This window comes from Rhodococcus sp. BE178 (genome assembly GCF_050433545.1).
Classification (GTDB): Bacteria; Actinomycetota; Actinomycetes; order Mycobacteriales; family Mycobacteriaceae; genus Prescottella.
This window is the reverse complement of sequence record NZ_JBNPXA010000005.1, coordinates 210,662-227,255: the sequence shown is the minus strand read 5'-3', so window position 1 is coordinate 227,255 and position 16,594 is coordinate 210,662. Positions and strand designations below refer to the sequence as shown.

General features: G+C 70.4%; 13 protein-coding genes. 3 read left to right on the top strand and 10 right to left on the bottom strand.

Annotated features, from left to right (window positions below; all coding sequences use genetic code 11):
* Positions 1-189 precede the first annotated feature (189 nt).
* The 5 genes from J2X34_RS12175 to J2X34_RS12155 all read right to left on the bottom strand — a co-directional run bounded on the left by J2X34_RS12175 (position 190) and on the right by J2X34_RS12155 (position 4,980).
* Positions 190-783 carry a TetR/AcrR family transcriptional regulator gene (locus tag J2X34_RS12175; RefSeq protein WP_114720251.1) on the bottom strand — a complete coding sequence of 198 codons (594 nt, stop codon included), beginning with the start codon at positions 781-783 and terminating at the stop codon, positions 190-192.
* Between the two features lie 27 nt (positions 784-810).
* Positions 811-1,509 (bottom strand): ABC transporter ATP-binding protein, encoded by a 699-nt coding sequence (locus J2X34_RS12170; protein WP_397484504.1) that lies wholly within the window; start codon positions 1,507-1,509, stop codon positions 811-813.
* Between the two features lie 32 nt (positions 1,510-1,541).
* Positions 1,542-2,669 (bottom strand): ABC transporter permease, encoded by a 1,128-nt coding sequence (locus J2X34_RS12165; protein WP_114720248.1) that lies wholly within the window; start codon positions 2,667-2,669, stop codon positions 1,542-1,544.
* Between the two features lie 125 nt (positions 2,670-2,794).
* On the bottom strand, positions 2,795-4,009 hold the full coding sequence (locus J2X34_RS12160) for an NADH:flavin oxidoreductase (protein ID WP_258557755.1): 1,215 nt from the start codon (positions 4,007-4,009) through the stop codon (positions 2,795-2,797).
* Positions 4,006-4,980, bottom strand: coding sequence for an NAD-dependent epimerase/dehydratase family protein (locus J2X34_RS12155; RefSeq protein WP_114720464.1), 975 nt, complete (start codon positions 4,978-4,980; stop codon positions 4,006-4,008). The genes J2X34_RS12160 and J2X34_RS12155 overlap by 4 nt, the downstream gene beginning before the upstream one ends.
* Positions 4,981-5,072: 92 nt before the next feature.
* On the opposite strand from J2X34_RS12155, the gene J2X34_RS12150 reads away from it, so the two are divergent.
* Entirely contained in the window at positions 5,073-5,693 is a 621-nt protein-coding gene (locus tag J2X34_RS12150) for a TetR/AcrR family transcriptional regulator (protein WP_114720246.1), read from the top strand.
* Positions 5,694-5,700: 7 nt separating this feature from the next.
* Here the strand turns inward: J2X34_RS12150 and J2X34_RS12145 are convergent, their stop codons facing one another.
* The 5 genes from J2X34_RS12145 to J2X34_RS12125 all read right to left on the bottom strand — a co-directional run bounded on the left by J2X34_RS12145 (position 5,701) and on the right by J2X34_RS12125 (position 14,538).
* Positions 5,701-6,477: a hypothetical protein gene (locus J2X34_RS12145; RefSeq protein ID WP_429517448.1), complete on the bottom strand. Its 777-nt coding sequence runs from the start codon at positions 6,475-6,477 to the stop codon at positions 5,701-5,703.
* A gap of 64 nt (positions 6,478-6,541) precedes the next feature.
* Complete coding sequence (sigM, locus tag J2X34_RS12140) at positions 6,542-7,123, bottom strand: RNA polymerase sigma factor SigM (RefSeq protein ID WP_114720242.1); 582 nt, start codon at positions 7,121-7,123, stop codon at positions 6,542-6,544.
* Positions 7,124-7,184: 61 nt separating this feature from the next.
* The gene (locus tag J2X34_RS12135; RefSeq protein WP_429517589.1) at positions 7,185-10,922 is read right to left on the bottom strand and encodes a lipid II flippase MurJ; all 3,738 of its coding nucleotides are present in this window, start codon (positions 10,920-10,922) and stop codon (positions 7,185-7,187) included.
* A gap of 632 nt (positions 10,923-11,554) precedes the next feature.
* Complete coding sequence (locus tag J2X34_RS12130; protein ID WP_429517446.1) at positions 11,555-13,987, bottom strand: DUF6049 family protein; 2,433 nt, start codon at positions 13,985-13,987, stop codon at positions 11,555-11,557.
* Positions 13,984-14,538 carry an NUDIX hydrolase gene (locus tag J2X34_RS12125; protein WP_429517444.1) on the bottom strand — a complete coding sequence of 185 codons (555 nt, stop codon included), beginning with the start codon at positions 14,536-14,538 and terminating at the stop codon, positions 13,984-13,986. Before J2X34_RS12125 ends, J2X34_RS12130 begins: the two co-directional genes overlap by 4 nt.
* A gap of 111 nt (positions 14,539-14,649) precedes the next feature.
* Here J2X34_RS12125 and J2X34_RS12120 point away from each other — a divergent pair, with 111 nt between their 5' ends.
* Positions 14,650-16,119, top strand: a complete 1,470-nt coding sequence (locus J2X34_RS12120; protein ID WP_429517442.1) for a CCA tRNA nucleotidyltransferase — start codon at positions 14,650-14,652, stop codon at positions 16,117-16,119.
* A 67-nt stretch (positions 16,120-16,186) separates the two neighbouring features.
* Positions 16,187-16,594: a TOBE domain-containing protein gene (locus tag J2X34_RS12115; protein ID WP_114720232.1), complete on the top strand. Its 408-nt coding sequence runs from the start codon at positions 16,187-16,189 to the stop codon at positions 16,592-16,594.

Here is a 16,594-nt window from a genome sequence, read left to right as displayed (position 1 = left end):
GTCGTGCGATGCGGTGGTTCACTGCTGCTCGCGCGATTCCGCCGGTGGCGGCGCAGCTCGCGGAGTCGGTCAGGTCAACAACAGATTAATGGGTGTTGTTCCCCGCGTCCGTGAGCCGCACGGCACCGGCGCTGTCGAACGTTTCACGTGGAACCGGACGTGTGGAACGAGTCATAGTTCCCCCCACCGTCACTCCGGCCGGCCGGCGAGGTCGGTGACGAACGGGCGGATCAGGGCCGCGGCGGTGCGTCGGACATGATCGACGTCCTCGCCCCGCTCCACCTGGCGGGTCGCGGCGTGCAGCACGGCGTTGACGAGTTCGGACGTCGTCGCCACATCCGGCACCCCGAGTTCGGCGAGCGCGTCGGACAGCGGAGTCACGAGGTCCGCGTGCATCGCGCGGCTCTTGGCGTCGAGTTCGGGACCCGGTGCGATCTGCGCCAGCGCCGTGGCGATGGCGTGCTCCCCCTCGGCCACCAGCTTCAGGTTCGCGTCGACGTAGGCCAGCACCCGCTGATCGGGGCCGCCGGCGTCGGACATCTCGGCGGTGACCCGGGCCGACCACCGGGGAAAGGAGTCCTCGATGAGCGCCTCGAGCAGGTGCTGCCGGGACCGGAAGTACTGGTACATGCTCGAGCGCGCGAGTCCGGCGCGGGCCGCGACCTCGCCGAACGGGGGGATCTCCGTGGCGCCTTCGGCGAGGACCTCCCGAGCGGCGTCGAGGAGGGCACGCTGTTGCGCGGCTCGATGCTCACCGACAGTCGGTGCACTGATCCGCGGCACGCGCCCTCCTCTTCGCACTCGTCTCGGTTACCGGGGTTCGAGTCGCCCGTCCGTCATCTCGACCACGCGGTCGCAATAGTCGAGAACATCGTAGTCGTGGGTCACCATGACGGTCCCTACGCGCGACTCCCGGGTCTCACGCGCCAGCAGTTGCACGATCTCGTGGCTGCGGGCCCGGTCGAGGGCGGCGGTGGGCTCGTCGACCAGCAGCAGCGACGGCGACGACACCAGGGCGCGGGCGATGCCGACGCGCTGACGTTCACCGCCCGAGAGCTGGTCGGGGCGTCGGTCGACCTTGTGACCCAGACCCACCTGCTCGAGCAGCGCGATCGGGTCGCGGAACGTGCGGCCCTTGCTGTTGCCGAGATGCGACACCAGCCGCAACTGGTCGGCGGCGGTGAGCGACGGGATGAGGTTGCCGCTCTGGAACACGAACCCGATGTGCGCCCGCCGGAACTTCGCCGCCTCGGCGCGCTTCATATCGAGCAGGTTGCGGCCGCCCACGTGGACGGTGCCCGAGTCCGGTGTGGTGAGCGCCCCCGCCACCGCGAGGAGGCTCGACTTGCCCGAGCCCGACGGGCCGACGACGGCGACCATCTCGCCCGGCCGGACGGTCAGGCTCACCTTGTCGAGTGCGGTCACGGTCTGCTCGCCGTCACCGAGACGCAGATTGGCGTCGACGATGTCGAGGGCGGCGGTCTCGATTGCGGTTTCGGTCGTGCTCACGGTGTTCTCCTGTGCGCTGCTTCGCCGGGCGCTCATCGCTGGCCTCCCAGCGCGTTCAACGGGTTGACCGAGGCGATGCGGATGATCGCGATCGCGGCGCCGACCAGTCCGAGGACCGTCAGCAGGACCGCGGCGACCGCGACGGCCGCCGGTTCGAGCAGGAACGGCACTCCCCCGCCGATCAGCGAGCCGAAGCCGTAGCCGACCGCCGCGCCCACTGCGACGGAGCCGAGCAGCAGGATGAACGCCTGCGCCAGGCCGTCGCGCAGCAGGTATCCGGTGGAGGCGCCCATCGCGCGCATCACCGCGATCTCGTGCTTGCGCTGGATCGTCCACACCGTGAAGAACGCGCCGACGACGAGCGCGGAGATGGCGTAGAGGAACACCTTGATGAGGTCCAGGGTCATGGTTTCGGCGCTGAAGCCCGGTGACGACGCGAACGAATCCTCGAGCGCGACGGTGGACGTCGCCGCTGCCGCGTCGCCCGCGGCGTAGTCGAGCGTGGCGCCGGGCTGTGCCTGCAACGCGACGGCGGTGGACTCGGTCATCGCCTGCGCGGGCACGGGCTCGCCGGGACGGACGCCGGAGTGCAACTCGCGCCACGTGTCGATCGGCAGGTAGGCGACGTCGACATGGCCGAACGTCTGCTTGCCGTCGGTGACGCCGACGATCTTCAGTTCGGTGCCGAGACGATCGATCGTGATGGTGTCACCGAGGTCGACGCCGGCGTCGAGGGCGCTCTTGCTGATGACGATGCCGTTCGGCTCGCCCAGTCCGGTGCCTCGAGCGGCGGACGGGGCGAGGAACGAGTCGGCCGGGACGCCGAAGAGCGCGAAATCGACCGGCACGTCCTTGTCGTTGTGGGCGTTGACGAGCATGTTGCCGAACGGCTGGGCCTCGGCGACGCCGGGCTGCGCGCGCCAGGCGTCGACCTGCTCGTCGGTGACGACACTGCGCGAGAACGCGGAGTCGGTCTTGGTGCCTTCGTTGAATGCGAACCCGTCGACCGGCATGGCCTTCAGGCCCGAGACGCCGTCCTCGACGAGGCCGGAGGACAGCCCGGACAGCAGCACCATCAGCACCGAGATGAGGGCGATGACACCACCCATCAGGCCGAATCTGGATCGCGCGAACCGTAGCTCCCGCAGGGCGAGGAACATCTGTGAACTCCTGGTCGGTGTGATCTGTCGATGGAGCCGACGAGGGAACTTCAATCTTCCCGACGGCCTGTCGGCAAATATACCAACGCGCTGTCGGTAAGTTGGGTGACGTTGCTCTCGCCCGGCTATCGGGCCCGGGTGTTCTCCCACAGCGCCTCGCGCACCACGCACCGCGTCCCGGTGTAGATCGTGGGCATGCACTTGTTGCAGTGGATGCACAGCCCCTCGGTCGCGCGCCCGCGTCGGAACTTCTCCGGCAGGTATGGATCGCGGAGCAGTGCGCGTGCCATCGCGACGAACTCGAAGCCGTCGTGGAGTGCGGTGCGGACGGTGTCGAGATCGTTGACGCCGCCGAGCAGGATCAGCGGCATCGACAGCGCCTCGCGGAACTGCCGGGCGAGGGGCAGGAAGAAGGCCTCCTCGAACGGGTAGGTCGGAAGGATCCGCGGTCCGTAGACCTTGAGCCCCAGCCGCACCAGTTTCGGTTGCGCGGCAACGAATTCGGCCATCGGAACCTCACCGCGGAAGTAGTACATGCCGTTGAGCAGCGAACTGCCGCCGGTGAGTTGCATCGCATCGAGGTGGCCGTCGGACTCGATCAGTCGGGCGATCTGCAGGCTCTGGTCCAGCCACAGTCCCCCCGGGACGCCGTCGGCCATGTTGAACTTGGCGGTGACCGCGACGGAACCGCCGACCGCCGCGCGGATCCGTTCGAGCACCTCGCGCGGAAAGCGGGACCGCGCGACGACGCTGCCGCCGTACCCGTCGGTGCGCCTGTTGAGGTTGGGGCTCATGAAGCTGCTCAGCAGATAGTTGTGGCCCAGGTGGACCTCGAGCGCGTCGAACCCGGCGTCGACGGCCACCCGCGCCGCGTTCTCGAAGTCCCGGGCCACCTGCTCGAGCTGGTCGAGTGTCGCTGCGCGTACCAAACCCATTGCGGGAGCGCTGATCCGGGTCGACGGTGCCAGCGTGCGGGACTTGTTCGCCCGCTGGTTCGCGACCAGGCCGGCGTGCCCGATCTGGGCGCAGGCCAGCGCCCCCTCGGCGTGCACGGTGTCGGTGAGCCGCCGCAGGTCCCGTCCCGTGTTCGTGTCGAGGACGAGCGCGTGGTTGTTCACGCGTCCGCCCGGTGAGACGGCGCAGTAGGCGACGGTCGTCATCGCCGCTCCCCCGCGGGCCACCTCGGCGTGGAAGTCGATCAGCTCGTCGGTGACCCGGCCGCGTGGCATGACGCCTTCGAAGGTGGCTGCCTTGATGATTCGGTTGCGCAGCGTCAGCGGACCGAGCCGGGCCGGCTCCCAGATCGCCGATGCGGGCGTGGGCGGTGGCGTCGGATTCACGGTGTCACCGACGCAGTCAGGGCGTCGCGCACGGGGCGCCAGGTCAATCCGAGTTCCGACAGCGTCCGGGAGTCGTCGGTGGGGGTGGCCGCGGTGAGCAGCCACGCGGCCTCGTAGCTGAACCCGGCGCTCACCGGCAGTACCGTGCCGATCAGATCGGCGACCCGTCCGGCTCCGCGGAACATGCTCGGCGCCATAGGAATCCGTCGGATTCGGTGGCCCGACGCGCGTTCGAGGATGTCGACGAGCTCGTTGAACCCGATCAGCTCGCCGCCGCACATGTACCGGCGCGGACCACGGCCCGGCCGCATCGCCGCGGCGTGCACGGCCGCGACGTCGCGCACGTCGATCATCTGCATGCCGCCCCGCAGCCGCGGTGCGGCGCCGGCCGCGACCATCGGTGCCCACCCGGTCGCCGTCACCCCGCGCATGCCGCCCAGTCCCGGTCCGACGACACTCGACGGATACGTGATGACCACCGGCGCGCCGGCGTCCTGCAGCGCGCGTGCGATGCGGTCGGCCGCGGCCTTGGTGCGGCCGTAGGCGCTGCGGCCCGGCGCCGTCGGGCTGTCCGGGCCGATCACCGGATCCGGCGACGGGAACAGCGCGCTGTAGCTGGCGACGTGCACGATCGGATCCAGCCCCAGCAGCGCCGCGCGGGTGAGCAGGGTCGCGGTGGCCGCGGTGTTGACCTCCCACATCAGGGCCTCGCGGCTGTTGTCGGTGCCGACCACGCCGGCCGCGTGCAGCACCGCGTCGCAGCCGTCCAGCAGCGCCGCGACGACCTCGGGGTCCCGGATGTCGCCCGAGCGCACCTCGACGTGGTCGGCGGCGTCACCGAAGAGCGAGACGATCTCGGTGGCGGACTCGTTCGGGTGCACGAGCAGCCTGATGCGGTGTCCGTCGTCGAGCAGGGCGCGGGTCGTGTGCGCGCCGAGGTAGCCGGTCCCGCCGGTCACCGCGATCCTCATCTGCATCCTTCCGGCCCCACAATTCTGTTGCCACTGGGATCGTAAATGGAGCCTATAGCGCGATACGGCGCGGTGTCCGACAATTCAAGGCGATGAGTGCACAGACAACTGCCGGCGTACCGCCCACCGGGCGGCCCCGGGACCCCCGGATCGACACCGACGTCCTCGCCGCGACCCGCGAGATGCTCCTCGAGGTGGGCTGGGAGCAACTGAGCCTGCGCGCCATCGCCACCCGCGCCGGCGTCAGCCGGGCGGCCCTGTCCCGGCGATGGGCGTCGAAGGCGCACCTCGTGCTCGATGCCCTGCTGGGCGCGACACCGGACCTCGAGCCGTTCGAGGGGACCGACCGCGCGGGCTGGATCGACTGGGTCGTCACCGGCAGCGCGCAGCTGTTCTCCCGGCCCGATGTGCGGGAGGCGTTGCCCGGACTGCTGGCGGCGCTGCGTGACCACGAGGACATGCGTGCCGCACTGTGGCAGGGGTTCAGCGGTCCGGCCACGGCGCTCTTCGTCGCGCACGGCAGCGACGACGCCAGCGAGGAGGACCGGGCGCGGGATCTGCGCGACGCCAAGGCCGTGCTGGTGGCGGCCGCCGGTGCCGCCCTCTTCTCGAGCCTCATCGCGAAGGACGACGACACCCCCGAGCTGCGCGCGCGGATCCGGGAACTGCTGACACCCGTCGCCGACCGGGAGCTCCAAGCCGACGACAACTGATTGCGGCTCAGCCGATTTCGGTCTGAGCGAGCAGATCCGGTGCGCCGGCGTTGCAGCCGGACCCGACGACCACCGCCGTGAGGGCGGGCGGACGGGGGCCCGCGATCAGCATCAACACGGCGGCGCTCCCCCGGTACGACACTTCCCGGGTGCCCACCACGGGACGCGCCGGGTCGATCCCGATGGCCTGCAGGCACGCGCTCCGGACGGCCGGGTTCCCGAGTTCCCCGATGCCCGTCTCGGTCCGCGTGGACCTCGACTCGCGCATGAGGGCCAGCACCTGGTCGCCGTCGAGGTCCGTGCCGAGATCGACGGCGGACGGCGGTGCGGGCTCCGCTGCGGTCGAGCTGGGCGTCGCGATCACGGTCGGTGGCGCGGATTCGGAGCCGTCCAGGCTGGTGAGTGCGAAGACGACGGCGACGGCCGCGGCCATCGAGGCGGCGGACACGGTGATCCACGTGATCATCCGACGGCGCGACGGCGCGTCGGACAGCGCCGTCACGCTGCGTGGAGTCTGCGAATCATCCAGTCCGAGAGCGGAATTGATGCGAGCGGCGACGTCCTGCGGAATGGGGGTCTCGACGCTGTGATCGCGCCCGGCCTCGCCGAGTCGGGCGGTGACGGCATCGAGCGAATCCAGAACGGCGAGCGCGTCCGGGTCCTGGCGCACCAGCGGCCACAGTCGGGCGCTCACGTCGTCGGTCAGAGCGTCGGCATGCAGGTCGGCGAGAAGCTCCGTCGAGAACGGGGGGCCGAGCGGTTCTCCGTCGTCGTGGTCCGTCATCCCACCTCCAACCCGCAATGTCCGGGACACGATTGTGCCTTCAATTAGTTCAGACGCCGGGAGATCAAGATCGGTTCCCTACATCTCGCAAGTATTCCAAATGTCCCGCCAGCTTGGCCCGTGCGCGGGCGCAGCGACTCTTGACGGTCCCCTCGGGGACCCCGAGCCGCGCGGCGGCCTCGGCCACCGAATAACCCTCCATGTCGACGGCCACGATCGCGGCGCGCTGCTCCGCCGACAGCCGCAGCAGGGCCCGGTCGACGAGCATCGCCGTCTCGCTCTCGGCGATGTGGTCACGCTCGTCGCGAGGATCGACGGTCTCGTCGGCGGACAGCGACACCGTCGGACGGACACGGTTCCGCCGGATCCGGTCCAGACACGCGTTCACCACGATCGTGTGCAGCCAGCTGCGCACGGCCGCATCCTCCCGAAACGACCCCGCCGTACGGTGCGCGGACAGCAACGCGTCCTGTAGCGCGTCGGCCGCGTCCTCGACGGTGTAGCTCGTTCTCCTCGCAACATGCCAAAGATGGTCGTAATGCCTGCTCAGCAGCTCCGCGAACGCGCCCCCGTCACCCGACGCGTGCGCTGCCAAGAGTTGTGCATCCGACAAATCAGCTTTGGCGACCCCCCTGAAGATTCGCACCGGCGGATGTTAGCCGATCAATTGCCCGTCACGCGTCGTAGGGGCGCCGCCGGCGGCCGGCTCAGGGGGCGGCGGTGAAGGACACCTCGGCCACGTCGGACTGATTCTTGCCGCCCTTCGTGCTGAGTTCGGTGATCCACACGATGACGTTCTTGGTGGCGCCGTCCGTCTTCAGCGGGATCTCCGTCACGCCGTCCTCGAGGGTGCCGTTGCCGATCACACGCGTCTGGTCGAGCGAGGTGTTCGGCGCCGGTGCGGAGCGGATCTCCACCTGCGTCCCCGGGCTCGTCGAGGTGATCTGGATGGCGGACAGGTTCGCGGCCTCGGGGAGCGTCACCATGAGCCCCACGCCGTTCTTCAGCGCCGGGAACGGCTGGAAGTACGCATCGGTGCTCCACGCCGTCGCCGGGTTGCCGTCGATCGCCAGGCCGGCGTTCGCGGCACTGTCGGGAGTGCCCTGGGGCGAGAACACGGCGGCGCCCGCCGGCGTGACCGGACGCGTCGCCGCGGGCGGCGGGGCGGCCGCCGAGGACTCCGCAGACGTCGCGGGCGCCTCTGCCGTCGTCGTCAGACCCAGGTTCTGGTTCGTCAACGGTTCGTCGGAGTTGCCGCCCGCCAGCAGGTTCGCGAGCCACCACCCGATCAGTGCGAGGACCACGATGGTGAGCGCACCGAGCGAGACCAGGGCGATGAGCGTGCGGTTGGACTTCTGCTTCTCGGCCGCCACCGCCTCCGGGTCGGCCAGTGCGTGCGAGTCGCTGCCGGGGGCCCGCTGGCCCAGCCGGAGCGCGGGCATGAGATCGGTCTTCTGGTCGACGACCGTCGCCTGGTCGAGGATGTGCTGCACCGTCGCGGCCGCGCGGATGCCGCTGTCGCCGCCGAGGGCCCGGACCGCGACGGCGGAGATCTCGAACGGGACCTCCGGCCGGATCGCGCGGGGCTCGACGGGGCGACCCGACGGGTCCCGGTCGGCCGGGCGCATGCCTTCCGACGACTCGGTGCCGTCGTCCAGCGGCCAGCGGGCGGTGATGAGCGCGTACAGCATTGCGCCGAGCCCGCGCACGTCCGAGGCAGGGTCGGCGTCGGACAGGGTGCCGGGGAAGGCGAGAACGGCATCGCCCGCGGTGCTGATGCGGATCCGGTCGGGATCGTCGATGGACAGGGCGCTGCCACCACGGTGCGCCGCCTCCGCGGCCGCCGCGAGCGCCCGGACTGCGCGAGCCGCACCGATCGGCGACGGATCGGTGTCCGCCATCTCCTTCAGCGAGCGGCCCGGCGTCCACTCGGCGACGACGATGCCGCCGGAACTACCGCGGACCACGTCGAGCACCCGCGCGAGCCCGGACGAGTTGATCCGTCCCAGTCGCAGCGTCCGGGACAGGATCGCCTGCGGCCCGTCGGGTCCGGTGGCCGCCGGACCCTCGGCGCGCTGATCGGCGTCGACGAAGGTGAGTGCGACCTCGCGGTCGAGCTTGATGTCGAGTGCCTGCCAGAACTGGAGTCCGCGGGCACCGCCGTGCGGTGCGAGGAGGCGGTAGCGGCCACCGGCCACCGACGCCCCGGGCATCAGCTGCGGACCGCGCAGCTGCGGACGGGGTTCCGGGACGGCGCCGGCCACGCGCAACGGCGGCATCGGCGAACCGATCGAGAACACACCGGTGTCGACGTTCAGGTCGCCACGACGTCGGCGATCCCGGCTCGCGGCCGCATCGTCGAAGGCGGTGGCGGAATTCTCTGCTGCAGAGTTGTTTTCGTCCGAGTTGCTCGGAGCGGGCGACGCGTCGGACGGCTCGTCCGTGGGATTCGTCGAAGTGGTTGCGGCGTCTGCCACCTTGGTGTTGCCGTTCTCGACGCCAGTGACGTCGTCGGACGTGCCGGTTCGCTTGTCGGCACCGTCGTCGTCGCTCACACGTGCTCCTTCTATGAACTCGTCGGGAATGTAGTCCCCGCCGACGTATGCCTCGCTGCGTCCAGGGTACGGGAGACCGTCAGGTCTATCGAGCGCCCGCGGGAGGTCGCGGATGACCGGAATCAATTCGGTATCAGGCTCGTACGAGGATCCGATGGCCACCGTCGCCGGTGCCTCCTCCGCCGTGGCTCGACCGCGCAGTCCCGGAATCCTCCGCGTGACGGCCACGGTGATCGCCATGATCTCCGGCACCTTGGCGAGCCACATCAGGATGAACGTCACCACGAGCATGAGGGCGCCCGTGATCGCGACGCGGATCATCGCGCCGGGTCCGCCGAACGACTCCGACAACCGATCCAGGCCCAGCAGCTTGTCCGCCGCGAACATGGAGATCGCACCCGCCGCGGATGCGAGCAGCACCACCCACACCGTCTTGCCGACGTTCGCCATCCGCAGGTCGCCGAGGCTGCGGTGCAGCAGGTAGCCGCCGATCAACGCGCCGGCCACGAACGCGAGTCCGTTCGCGACGCCGAGCAGGATCACGACGTGCTGGCTGTCGGACGACAGCACCGGGGCGAGCGCCGACAGCGCGATCTTCACACCGGTGATGCCGAGGATGATCCACGTCGGCGTCCAGGCCTGCTCGCGGGCATAGAACACGCGTAGGTGGATCAGCACCAGCGAATAGGGGATGAGCGTGAACGCGGACCAGCTGACGGCCTCACCGAGGCGCTCGGCGTTGCCGGCGCCGAAGTTGCCGTACCCGTACAGCGCGTGCCCGATCTGCGGACCGGCGAACGTGAAGAACGTGACGACCGGGATGAGCGCGATCATCGTCAGCCGGGTCGCGACGGACAGGTCGTCGACGACGGCGGGGGTGTCCTCGGCGGCCGCGTTGCGGCTCAGTCGCGGCATGATCGCGGTGAGCACCGTGACACCGAGGACGCCGTACGGCAGCTGCAGCAGCAGCCACGCATTGGTGTAGATCGCGGGGCCGGCCTCGTCGGCGGCCGCCGAGATGCGGGTCGCGAACATCATGCCGAGCTGACTGATCAGCACGTAGAGAACGATCGCCACGGCCATGCCGCCGAACTGCTTGAGCCGGTCGTCGATCCCCCACAGCGGCCGCAGCGAGATGCCCTGCCGACGGATCGCGGGCACCAGGCTCACCGCCTGCGTCACGACACCGGCGGTCACACCGAGCCCCAGGATCAGGACGTGCGGGTCGCTGATGCTCACCGGGTCGAGCGAGATCTCGCCGGGCACCAGCCAGTACGCCGCCAGGATGCCGAGCACCACGACGTTGTTCAGCACCGGCGCCCACGCGCCGGGTTTGAACACCTGCCGGGTGTTGAGGATCGCCGTGAGCAGAGCGGACATGCCGTAGAACAGGATCGCCGGCAGCAGCAGGAAACACAGTGCCGTCGTGAGCTCGGTGTTGACCTCACCGTCCTCCGGTAGGAAGACGTAGGTGGTGAGGATCGGCGCGGCCGCCGTCGCGAACAGCGCCGCCGTGCCCAGCAGCGCGAGCGCCGCCGTGAAGAGTCTTCGGACGAACGCGGCACCCTGATCGGGGTCCTCCCGCTCCGCGCGCACCAGGACCGGGACGACGATCGCGGTGAGGACCGCGCCGAGGACCAGCTCGGAGATCATGTTCGGGATCTGGCTGGCGACGGTGAACGCACTGGCCACGGCCGGGCCGAGCGCGGTCAGCAGCAGCAACTGCTTGAGGAAGCCGGTACCGCGACTGATCAACGTCGCGAACGCGATCGATCCCGTCGCGGCGAGCAGGCTCTTCTTCTGCGGTTCGTCGGGGGTCGCGGTCTGGGTCTCGGTCTTCGGAGCCGGAGCCGGAGCCGGAGCCGGAGCCTCGGCCGGATGTGCGGCCATCGGCCGCGGCGGGCCGACCTGCTGCGGCACCGGGCGCGGGCCGCCCTGAACGGGTCGCTGACCGCCCGGTGACATGGGTCGCTGCCCGCTCGGGGGCATCGGACCGGGACCGCGCTGAGGTGTGGGCCGTGGGCCGCCCTGAACGGGGCGCTGACCGCCCGGTGTCCCGGGTCGCTGACCGCTCGGTGTCCCGGGTCGCTGACCGCTCGGTGTCCCGGGTCGCTGACCGCTCGGTGTCCCGGGTCGCTGACCGCTCGGTGTCCCGGGTCGCTGATCGCTCGGCGGCATCGGTCGCGGTCCCTGAGGGGGCACGGGACGCTGACCGTTCGGGGGTACCGGACGCGGCGGCATCGGCCGCGGAGCGCCCTGCGGCTGGCGGGGTGCGCCCGGCTGGTCGGGGCGCGGACGCATCGGTGGGCGCGGTCCCTGCGGGGGCACCGGTTGCTGCCCGCCCCGAGCCGGCGGTTGCTGACCGCCCGGCGGCATCGGTCGCGGTCCCTGCGGGGGCCCGGGTCGCTGATCGCTCGGTGGCTGTCCCTGCTGGTCACGGTTCTGCTGGGTTGGTTGGGGACCCCGTTCCCACGGCGCCGGCCGCGCCGACGACCGATAGCCCTCGTCGCGAGAGTTCTCGGTCATGGACGTTCATACCCTTCGTCGGCTCGATCCGGCTGGCCCCGGAACCGGTGCCAGAGGCGTCGCCCGGCGAGGAACAGCAGGAGTGCACCAGCACACGCGGTAATTATCGCCAATGCTTGACCGTACGCGTTCGACCGCACCGTGACGGAAGTCTGTTCGCCCAGGTTCTGGCCGCTTTCGGTGGTCAGTGAGAAATCGACCACCATGGTCCGGGAGTCGGAGACCTCCGCGGGTACCTGCAACGATCGGCTGCCGCGCGGGGGTAGTTGCTGCGGTCCGATGTCGGTGACGTGCATCTCGTCGGGGGCGTCGACGCGCAGTTTCACGTTGATCGCGACGGGGAGGTCGTTGCGGGCCACCAGCAACAGGGGGCTCTGCTCGGAGGCCAGCGAGTACACCCCGCCCGGCGCGAGGACCGTGACCGCGGCGTACATGGCGTCGATCGCGGTCGCCACGTTGTTCACCCGGACGTGGGCGGCCTCGTCGGCGGCGGTCGTGGTCGCGGTGTTCTGGTCGCGTCGGCCGGACAGGCTCATCGCCCGGACCAGATCCTCGCGCAGCGGCGCCATGAACCGGGTCGGCGTCAGCGGGACCTGCGGATCATCGACCAGGGTCCGCATCAGTTCGTCGATGCGCGGCGCCTGCGCGCCCACTCCCCGTTCGACGGATTCGGGGGTGCCGTCGACGATCGCGCGCTGGGGGTAGGCCAGCGAGGCGATCTCGGGTGTCGCGGGCCGCTGCTCGGCGAGTTTCGCGAGCGGCCGGGGCGTCGCCAGTCCGGTACGGAGCAGCGTCGACACCGTCGACAGCACGGCCGCGGCCTCGTCGCCGTCGGCGGACCACAGCTGCGGCGGCGCGATCAGCATCGAACGGTCGACCGTTCGGCTCGCGGTGTCGGGGCTCTGCAGCGACGACCAGGTCACCGCGCCCAGCGCATCCTGCAGGCGGGCCGTGCGCGAGTCCCGGTCCAGGTTGTAGCGCGCCCGCTCGGGCACGTACGACGGCGTCTGCGGGCTGGACCCGACCGCCGCCAGCGCCGCGGCCGCGGACACGTCGAACAGTGCGGCGGTCACGGCGTCCGCTCCCCCACCGGCGATCGTCACCGTCTTGCCCGACGACTGGGTGGACTCCACCGCGTTGGCGGCCAGCAGCGTCGTGGTCGGCCCGCGGCTGTGCAGCATCTGCGCCGACGAGTCGTCGAGGACGCCGGAGTCCGGCCAGGTGACGTTGCGCAGCGACGTGACCCCGAGGATCGAGTCGACGATGTCGGACGGCGACTGCAGTGCGCTCGCGGTGAGTGACGGGTCGTCGACCCGGCTCAGCGCCGCGAGGTCCACCTGCGCGAACGGTACGGCGGTCACGCACATGCTGTGAGCGAGCGATTCCAGGCGATCGAGCCACGCGGCCGCGGCGTCGCGTCCGGCGCCCTCGTGCGCGGGTCCGGACGGATTCGCCGGGTCGTCCACCACGAGGTACCCGCCGGACATGTTGCTCACGGTGATCAGCAGGTCCGGGTCGACCGCCAGGCACACGCTGTCGGTCAGCCGTTTGTCCTTGTCGACGTCGGGTCCGGTGGCGAACTCGGCGGCGGCGAGCAGTTGCTCGAGCCGTCCGCCCTGGGACAGGGAGCCCGCGAGGATGTCGTCGACCAGCCGGACCTTGTCGTTCACGGAGCCCGGGATCCCGGCCGCCAGTCGCGGCTGGTCGGCGAGCGGCCACAGCATCGTGACCGCGAGCGGGTCGGACGTGTCGGGCGGGACGGGCGCGGTCACCGATCCGGAGTCGGTGCCCTGCGGCGCGCTGTCGGCGGTCCCCGCCGCTCGGGGCAGTCCCAGCACGGGCAGCAGGAACCGGGCGTCGTCGAGGCGGGCCTGCCCGCCGTACGCGGGGGTTCCGTTGACGTTGACCAGGAGCGGGTAGACGCCGGGTTCGGTGATGTCGAGCGACCACCCGGAGATCGAGCGCAGCGGCAGCGCCAGCGTGAACTGCTTGCGTTCACCCTCCTCGAGGCTGGAAGCCACCTCCACGAACGGTCCGACGACGTCGAACTCGCCCTGATCGAGGTCCAGGGAGGTGCGCAGTTCCTCGCTCGAGCCCACCGCGGGTGCCCGCTGCAGCCGGACACCGACGTCGGTGACCGGCCGGTCGCCGATGTTCGCGACGGTTCCCCGGACGGTCACCACCGGGTCGGTCGTGGTGGTCACCGCGGTCGGGGTGACGTCGTCGATGTGCAGTTCGAGGAACTTCGGTTGTGCGCGCGACTTCGTCACCGGCGCCCCGGTCGTCGACTCGGGCTGGGTCTGCGTCGTGGGTTGGGCGGCCGCGGCCCCGGCGCCCACGACGGCGCCGATCATCATCAGGACGAGCGTCAGCGCCGTGAGAACTCTGGCACCGGATCGTCGCCATGCCGGACGCGATGCCACTGTCATTCCGCGTCGGTCCCCCTGACGCGCGAGGGTTCCATCTCGGCGATGAGCTGACCGGCGATCTCGGCGAGCTTGCGTTCGTCGGCGTAGGCGAGGCGGGAGTCCAGTTCCGACAGCGGCACCCAGGCCACCTCGGTGACTTCGATGTCGGCGTCGGACAGTTCACCGCCGAGCGATCGCATGAGGTAGTGGTGCACGGTCTTGTGGACGCGGCGGCCCTCGGTGACGAACCAGTAGTCGATGCTGCCGAGGGATGCGACGACGGATCCGCGGATACCGGTCTCCTCGGCGACCTCTCGCATCGCGGTCTGTTCGGCGGTCTCGCCCTGTTCGATGTGTCCCTTCGGCAGCGACCACAGCAGCCGGCCACGCCGGTCGGTCCGCCCGATGAGGGCCGCGCACAGTTTGTCCTCGGGGCCGCCGAGGCCGTCGACGACCAGTCCCCCGGCGGAGGTTTCGCGGACGGTCCGCATGTGCGGAGTCGCGGAATCCGCGCCCGTGCCGCGACGCCGCGAGGAGCGGCGGTTACGGTTGGCACGTTCGGCGGCGGACACCTCATCGATCGTAGTTGACAGAGCCCGTTCGGCCTGACTCCCACGCCAGCGTGCGTGCAGGGTCACTGATGCACGTCCGGCTATTTGTCGACCTCGGTAAGGTTTGCTCACGTGAATGCCCCTTCCCCCGACGCGGACCGGCGTGCCCGACTGCTGCGCGGTGCGCACGAGACCCTGAGCGCCCTGTCGGACGTGCTGACCCCGCTCGGGGCCCGGTTCGCCGACGCGGGTCACGAGTTGTACCTGGTGGGTGGCAGTGTGCGCGACGCGGTCCTGGGCCGTCTCGGCACGGACCTCGACCTCACCACCGACGCGCACCCCGAGCAGGTGCAGGCGATCCTGCGCGGCTGGGCCGACAACCAGTGGGACACCGGCATCGCGTTCGGGACGATCAGCGCGGCCAAGGGCAACGACCAGATCGAGATCACCACCTACCGCACCGACACCTACGACGGCGTCACGCGGAACCCGGAGGTGCAGTACGGCACGACGCTCGAGGAGGACCTGGTCCGACGCGACTTCACGGTCAACGCGATGGCCGTGCGGATCGATGCGGAGGGCACGTTCGAGTTCGTGGATCCGCTCGGGGGCATGGATGCGCTGCTCGCCGGCGTCCTGGACACTCCCGCGGCGCCGGAGATCTCCTTCAACGACGATCCGCTGCGGATGCTGCGCGCGTGCCGATTCGTCTCGCAACTCGGTTTCACGCTCGCGCCGCGGGTGCACCAGGCGATCGTCGACATGGCCGGGCAGATCGACCGGATCACCGCCGAGCGGGTGCACACCGAGCTCGACAAGCTGATCCTCGGCGAACACCCGATCGACGGCATCAACGTGATGTGCGAGACCGGCCTGGCCGATCACGTGCTGCCCGAGGTGCCGCAGATGAAGCTCGAGATCGACGAGCACCACCAGCACAAGGACGTGTACTGGCATTCGCTGACGGTGCTCAAGCAGGCCATCGACCTCGAGGACGGCGACCCGGACCTGGTGCTGCGCTGGGCGGCGCTGCTCCACGACATCGGCAAGCCGGACACCAAGCGCAACGAGCCCGGCGGCGGCGTCAGCTTCCACCACCACGAGGTGGTGGGCGCCAAGCTGGTCCGCAAGCGGATGCGGGCGCTGAAGTACTCCAAACAAATGGTCGACGAGGTCGGCCAGCTGGTGTTCCTGCACCTGCGCTTCCACGGCTACGGCAAGGGGCAGTGGACGGATTCGGCGGTGCGCCGCTACGTCACCGACGCCGGTGACCTGCTGCCGCGGCTGCACAAGCTGGTGCGCGCCGACTGCACCACCCGCAACAAGCGTCGGGCCGCGGCGCTGCAGGCCACGTACGACGACCTCGAGCAGCGGATCGCCCGGATCGCCGAGCAGGAGGATCTGGCGCGGGTGCGCCCCGACCTCGATGGCAACGCGATCATGGAACTGCTCGGCATCCCGGCCGGCCCGCAGGTGGGTAAGGCGTGGAAGTTCCTCAAGGAGCTGCGCCTGGACCGTGGACCGCTCGATCGGGACGAGGCCGAGGCGGAGCTGCTGAAGTGGTGGGCGGAGCAGTCGGAGAACCAGCAGCCGGAGAGCTAGGTCGCAAGCACGCATCCGCGGATCGAATCGATTGAATCTTCCGCGTCTGCGGATCTAGACTCCCGGAATGCCAGACATCCGGATACGCGACGCGGCCCAGTTGCTCGGCGTCAGCGACGACACCGTCCGCCGGTGGGTCGACGCCGGCACCCTCGCCGCCCACAAGGACGACTCCGGCCGCATGGTGGTCGACGGAAAGCAGCTCGCCGAGTACGCGCGGGCCAACGCGGCGCCCACGCCCGAGAACCCGCTCGGGGTCGGCAGCTCGGCCCGCAACCGGTTCGTCGGTCTCGTCACCCGGGTCGTCGCCGACGGGGTGATGGCCCAGGTGGAGATGCAGTGCGGGCCGTTCTCCGTCGTCTCGCTGATGAGTGCCGAGGCCGTCCGCGAGCTGAAGCTCGAACCGGGCAGCATCGCGGTGGCCGTCGTGAAGGCGACCACCGTGATCGTCGAGACGCCGGGGGTCCCGTCGTGA

Bases quoted from the DNA above. Each gene is read 5' to 3' on its own strand.
- J2X34_RS12165 (WP_114720248.1), bottom strand. From the start codon at position 2,669: ATGTTCCTCGCCCTGCGGGAGCTACGGTTCGCGCGATCCAGATTCGGC.
- J2X34_RS12155 (WP_114720464.1), bottom strand. From the start codon at position 4,980: ATGAGGATCGCGGTGACCGGCGGGACCGGCTACCTCGGCGCGCACACG.
- J2X34_RS12150 (WP_114720246.1), top strand. From the start codon at position 5,073: ATGAGTGCACAGACAACTGCCGGCGTACCGCCCACCGGGCGGCCCCGG.
- J2X34_RS12145 (WP_429517448.1), bottom strand. From the start codon at position 6,477: ATGACGGACCACGACGACGGAGAACCGCTCGGCCCCCCGTTCTCGACG.
- J2X34_RS12135 (WP_429517589.1), bottom strand. From the start codon at position 10,922: ATGGCCGCACATCCGGCCGAGGCTCCGGCTCCGGCTCCGGCTCCGGCT.
- J2X34_RS12130 (WP_429517446.1), bottom strand. From the start codon at position 13,987: ATGACAGTGGCATCGCGTCCGGCATGGCGACGATCCGGTGCCAGAGTT.
- J2X34_RS12115 (WP_114720232.1), top strand. From the start codon at position 16,187: ATGCCAGACATCCGGATACGCGACGCGGCCCAGTTGCTCGGCGTCAGC.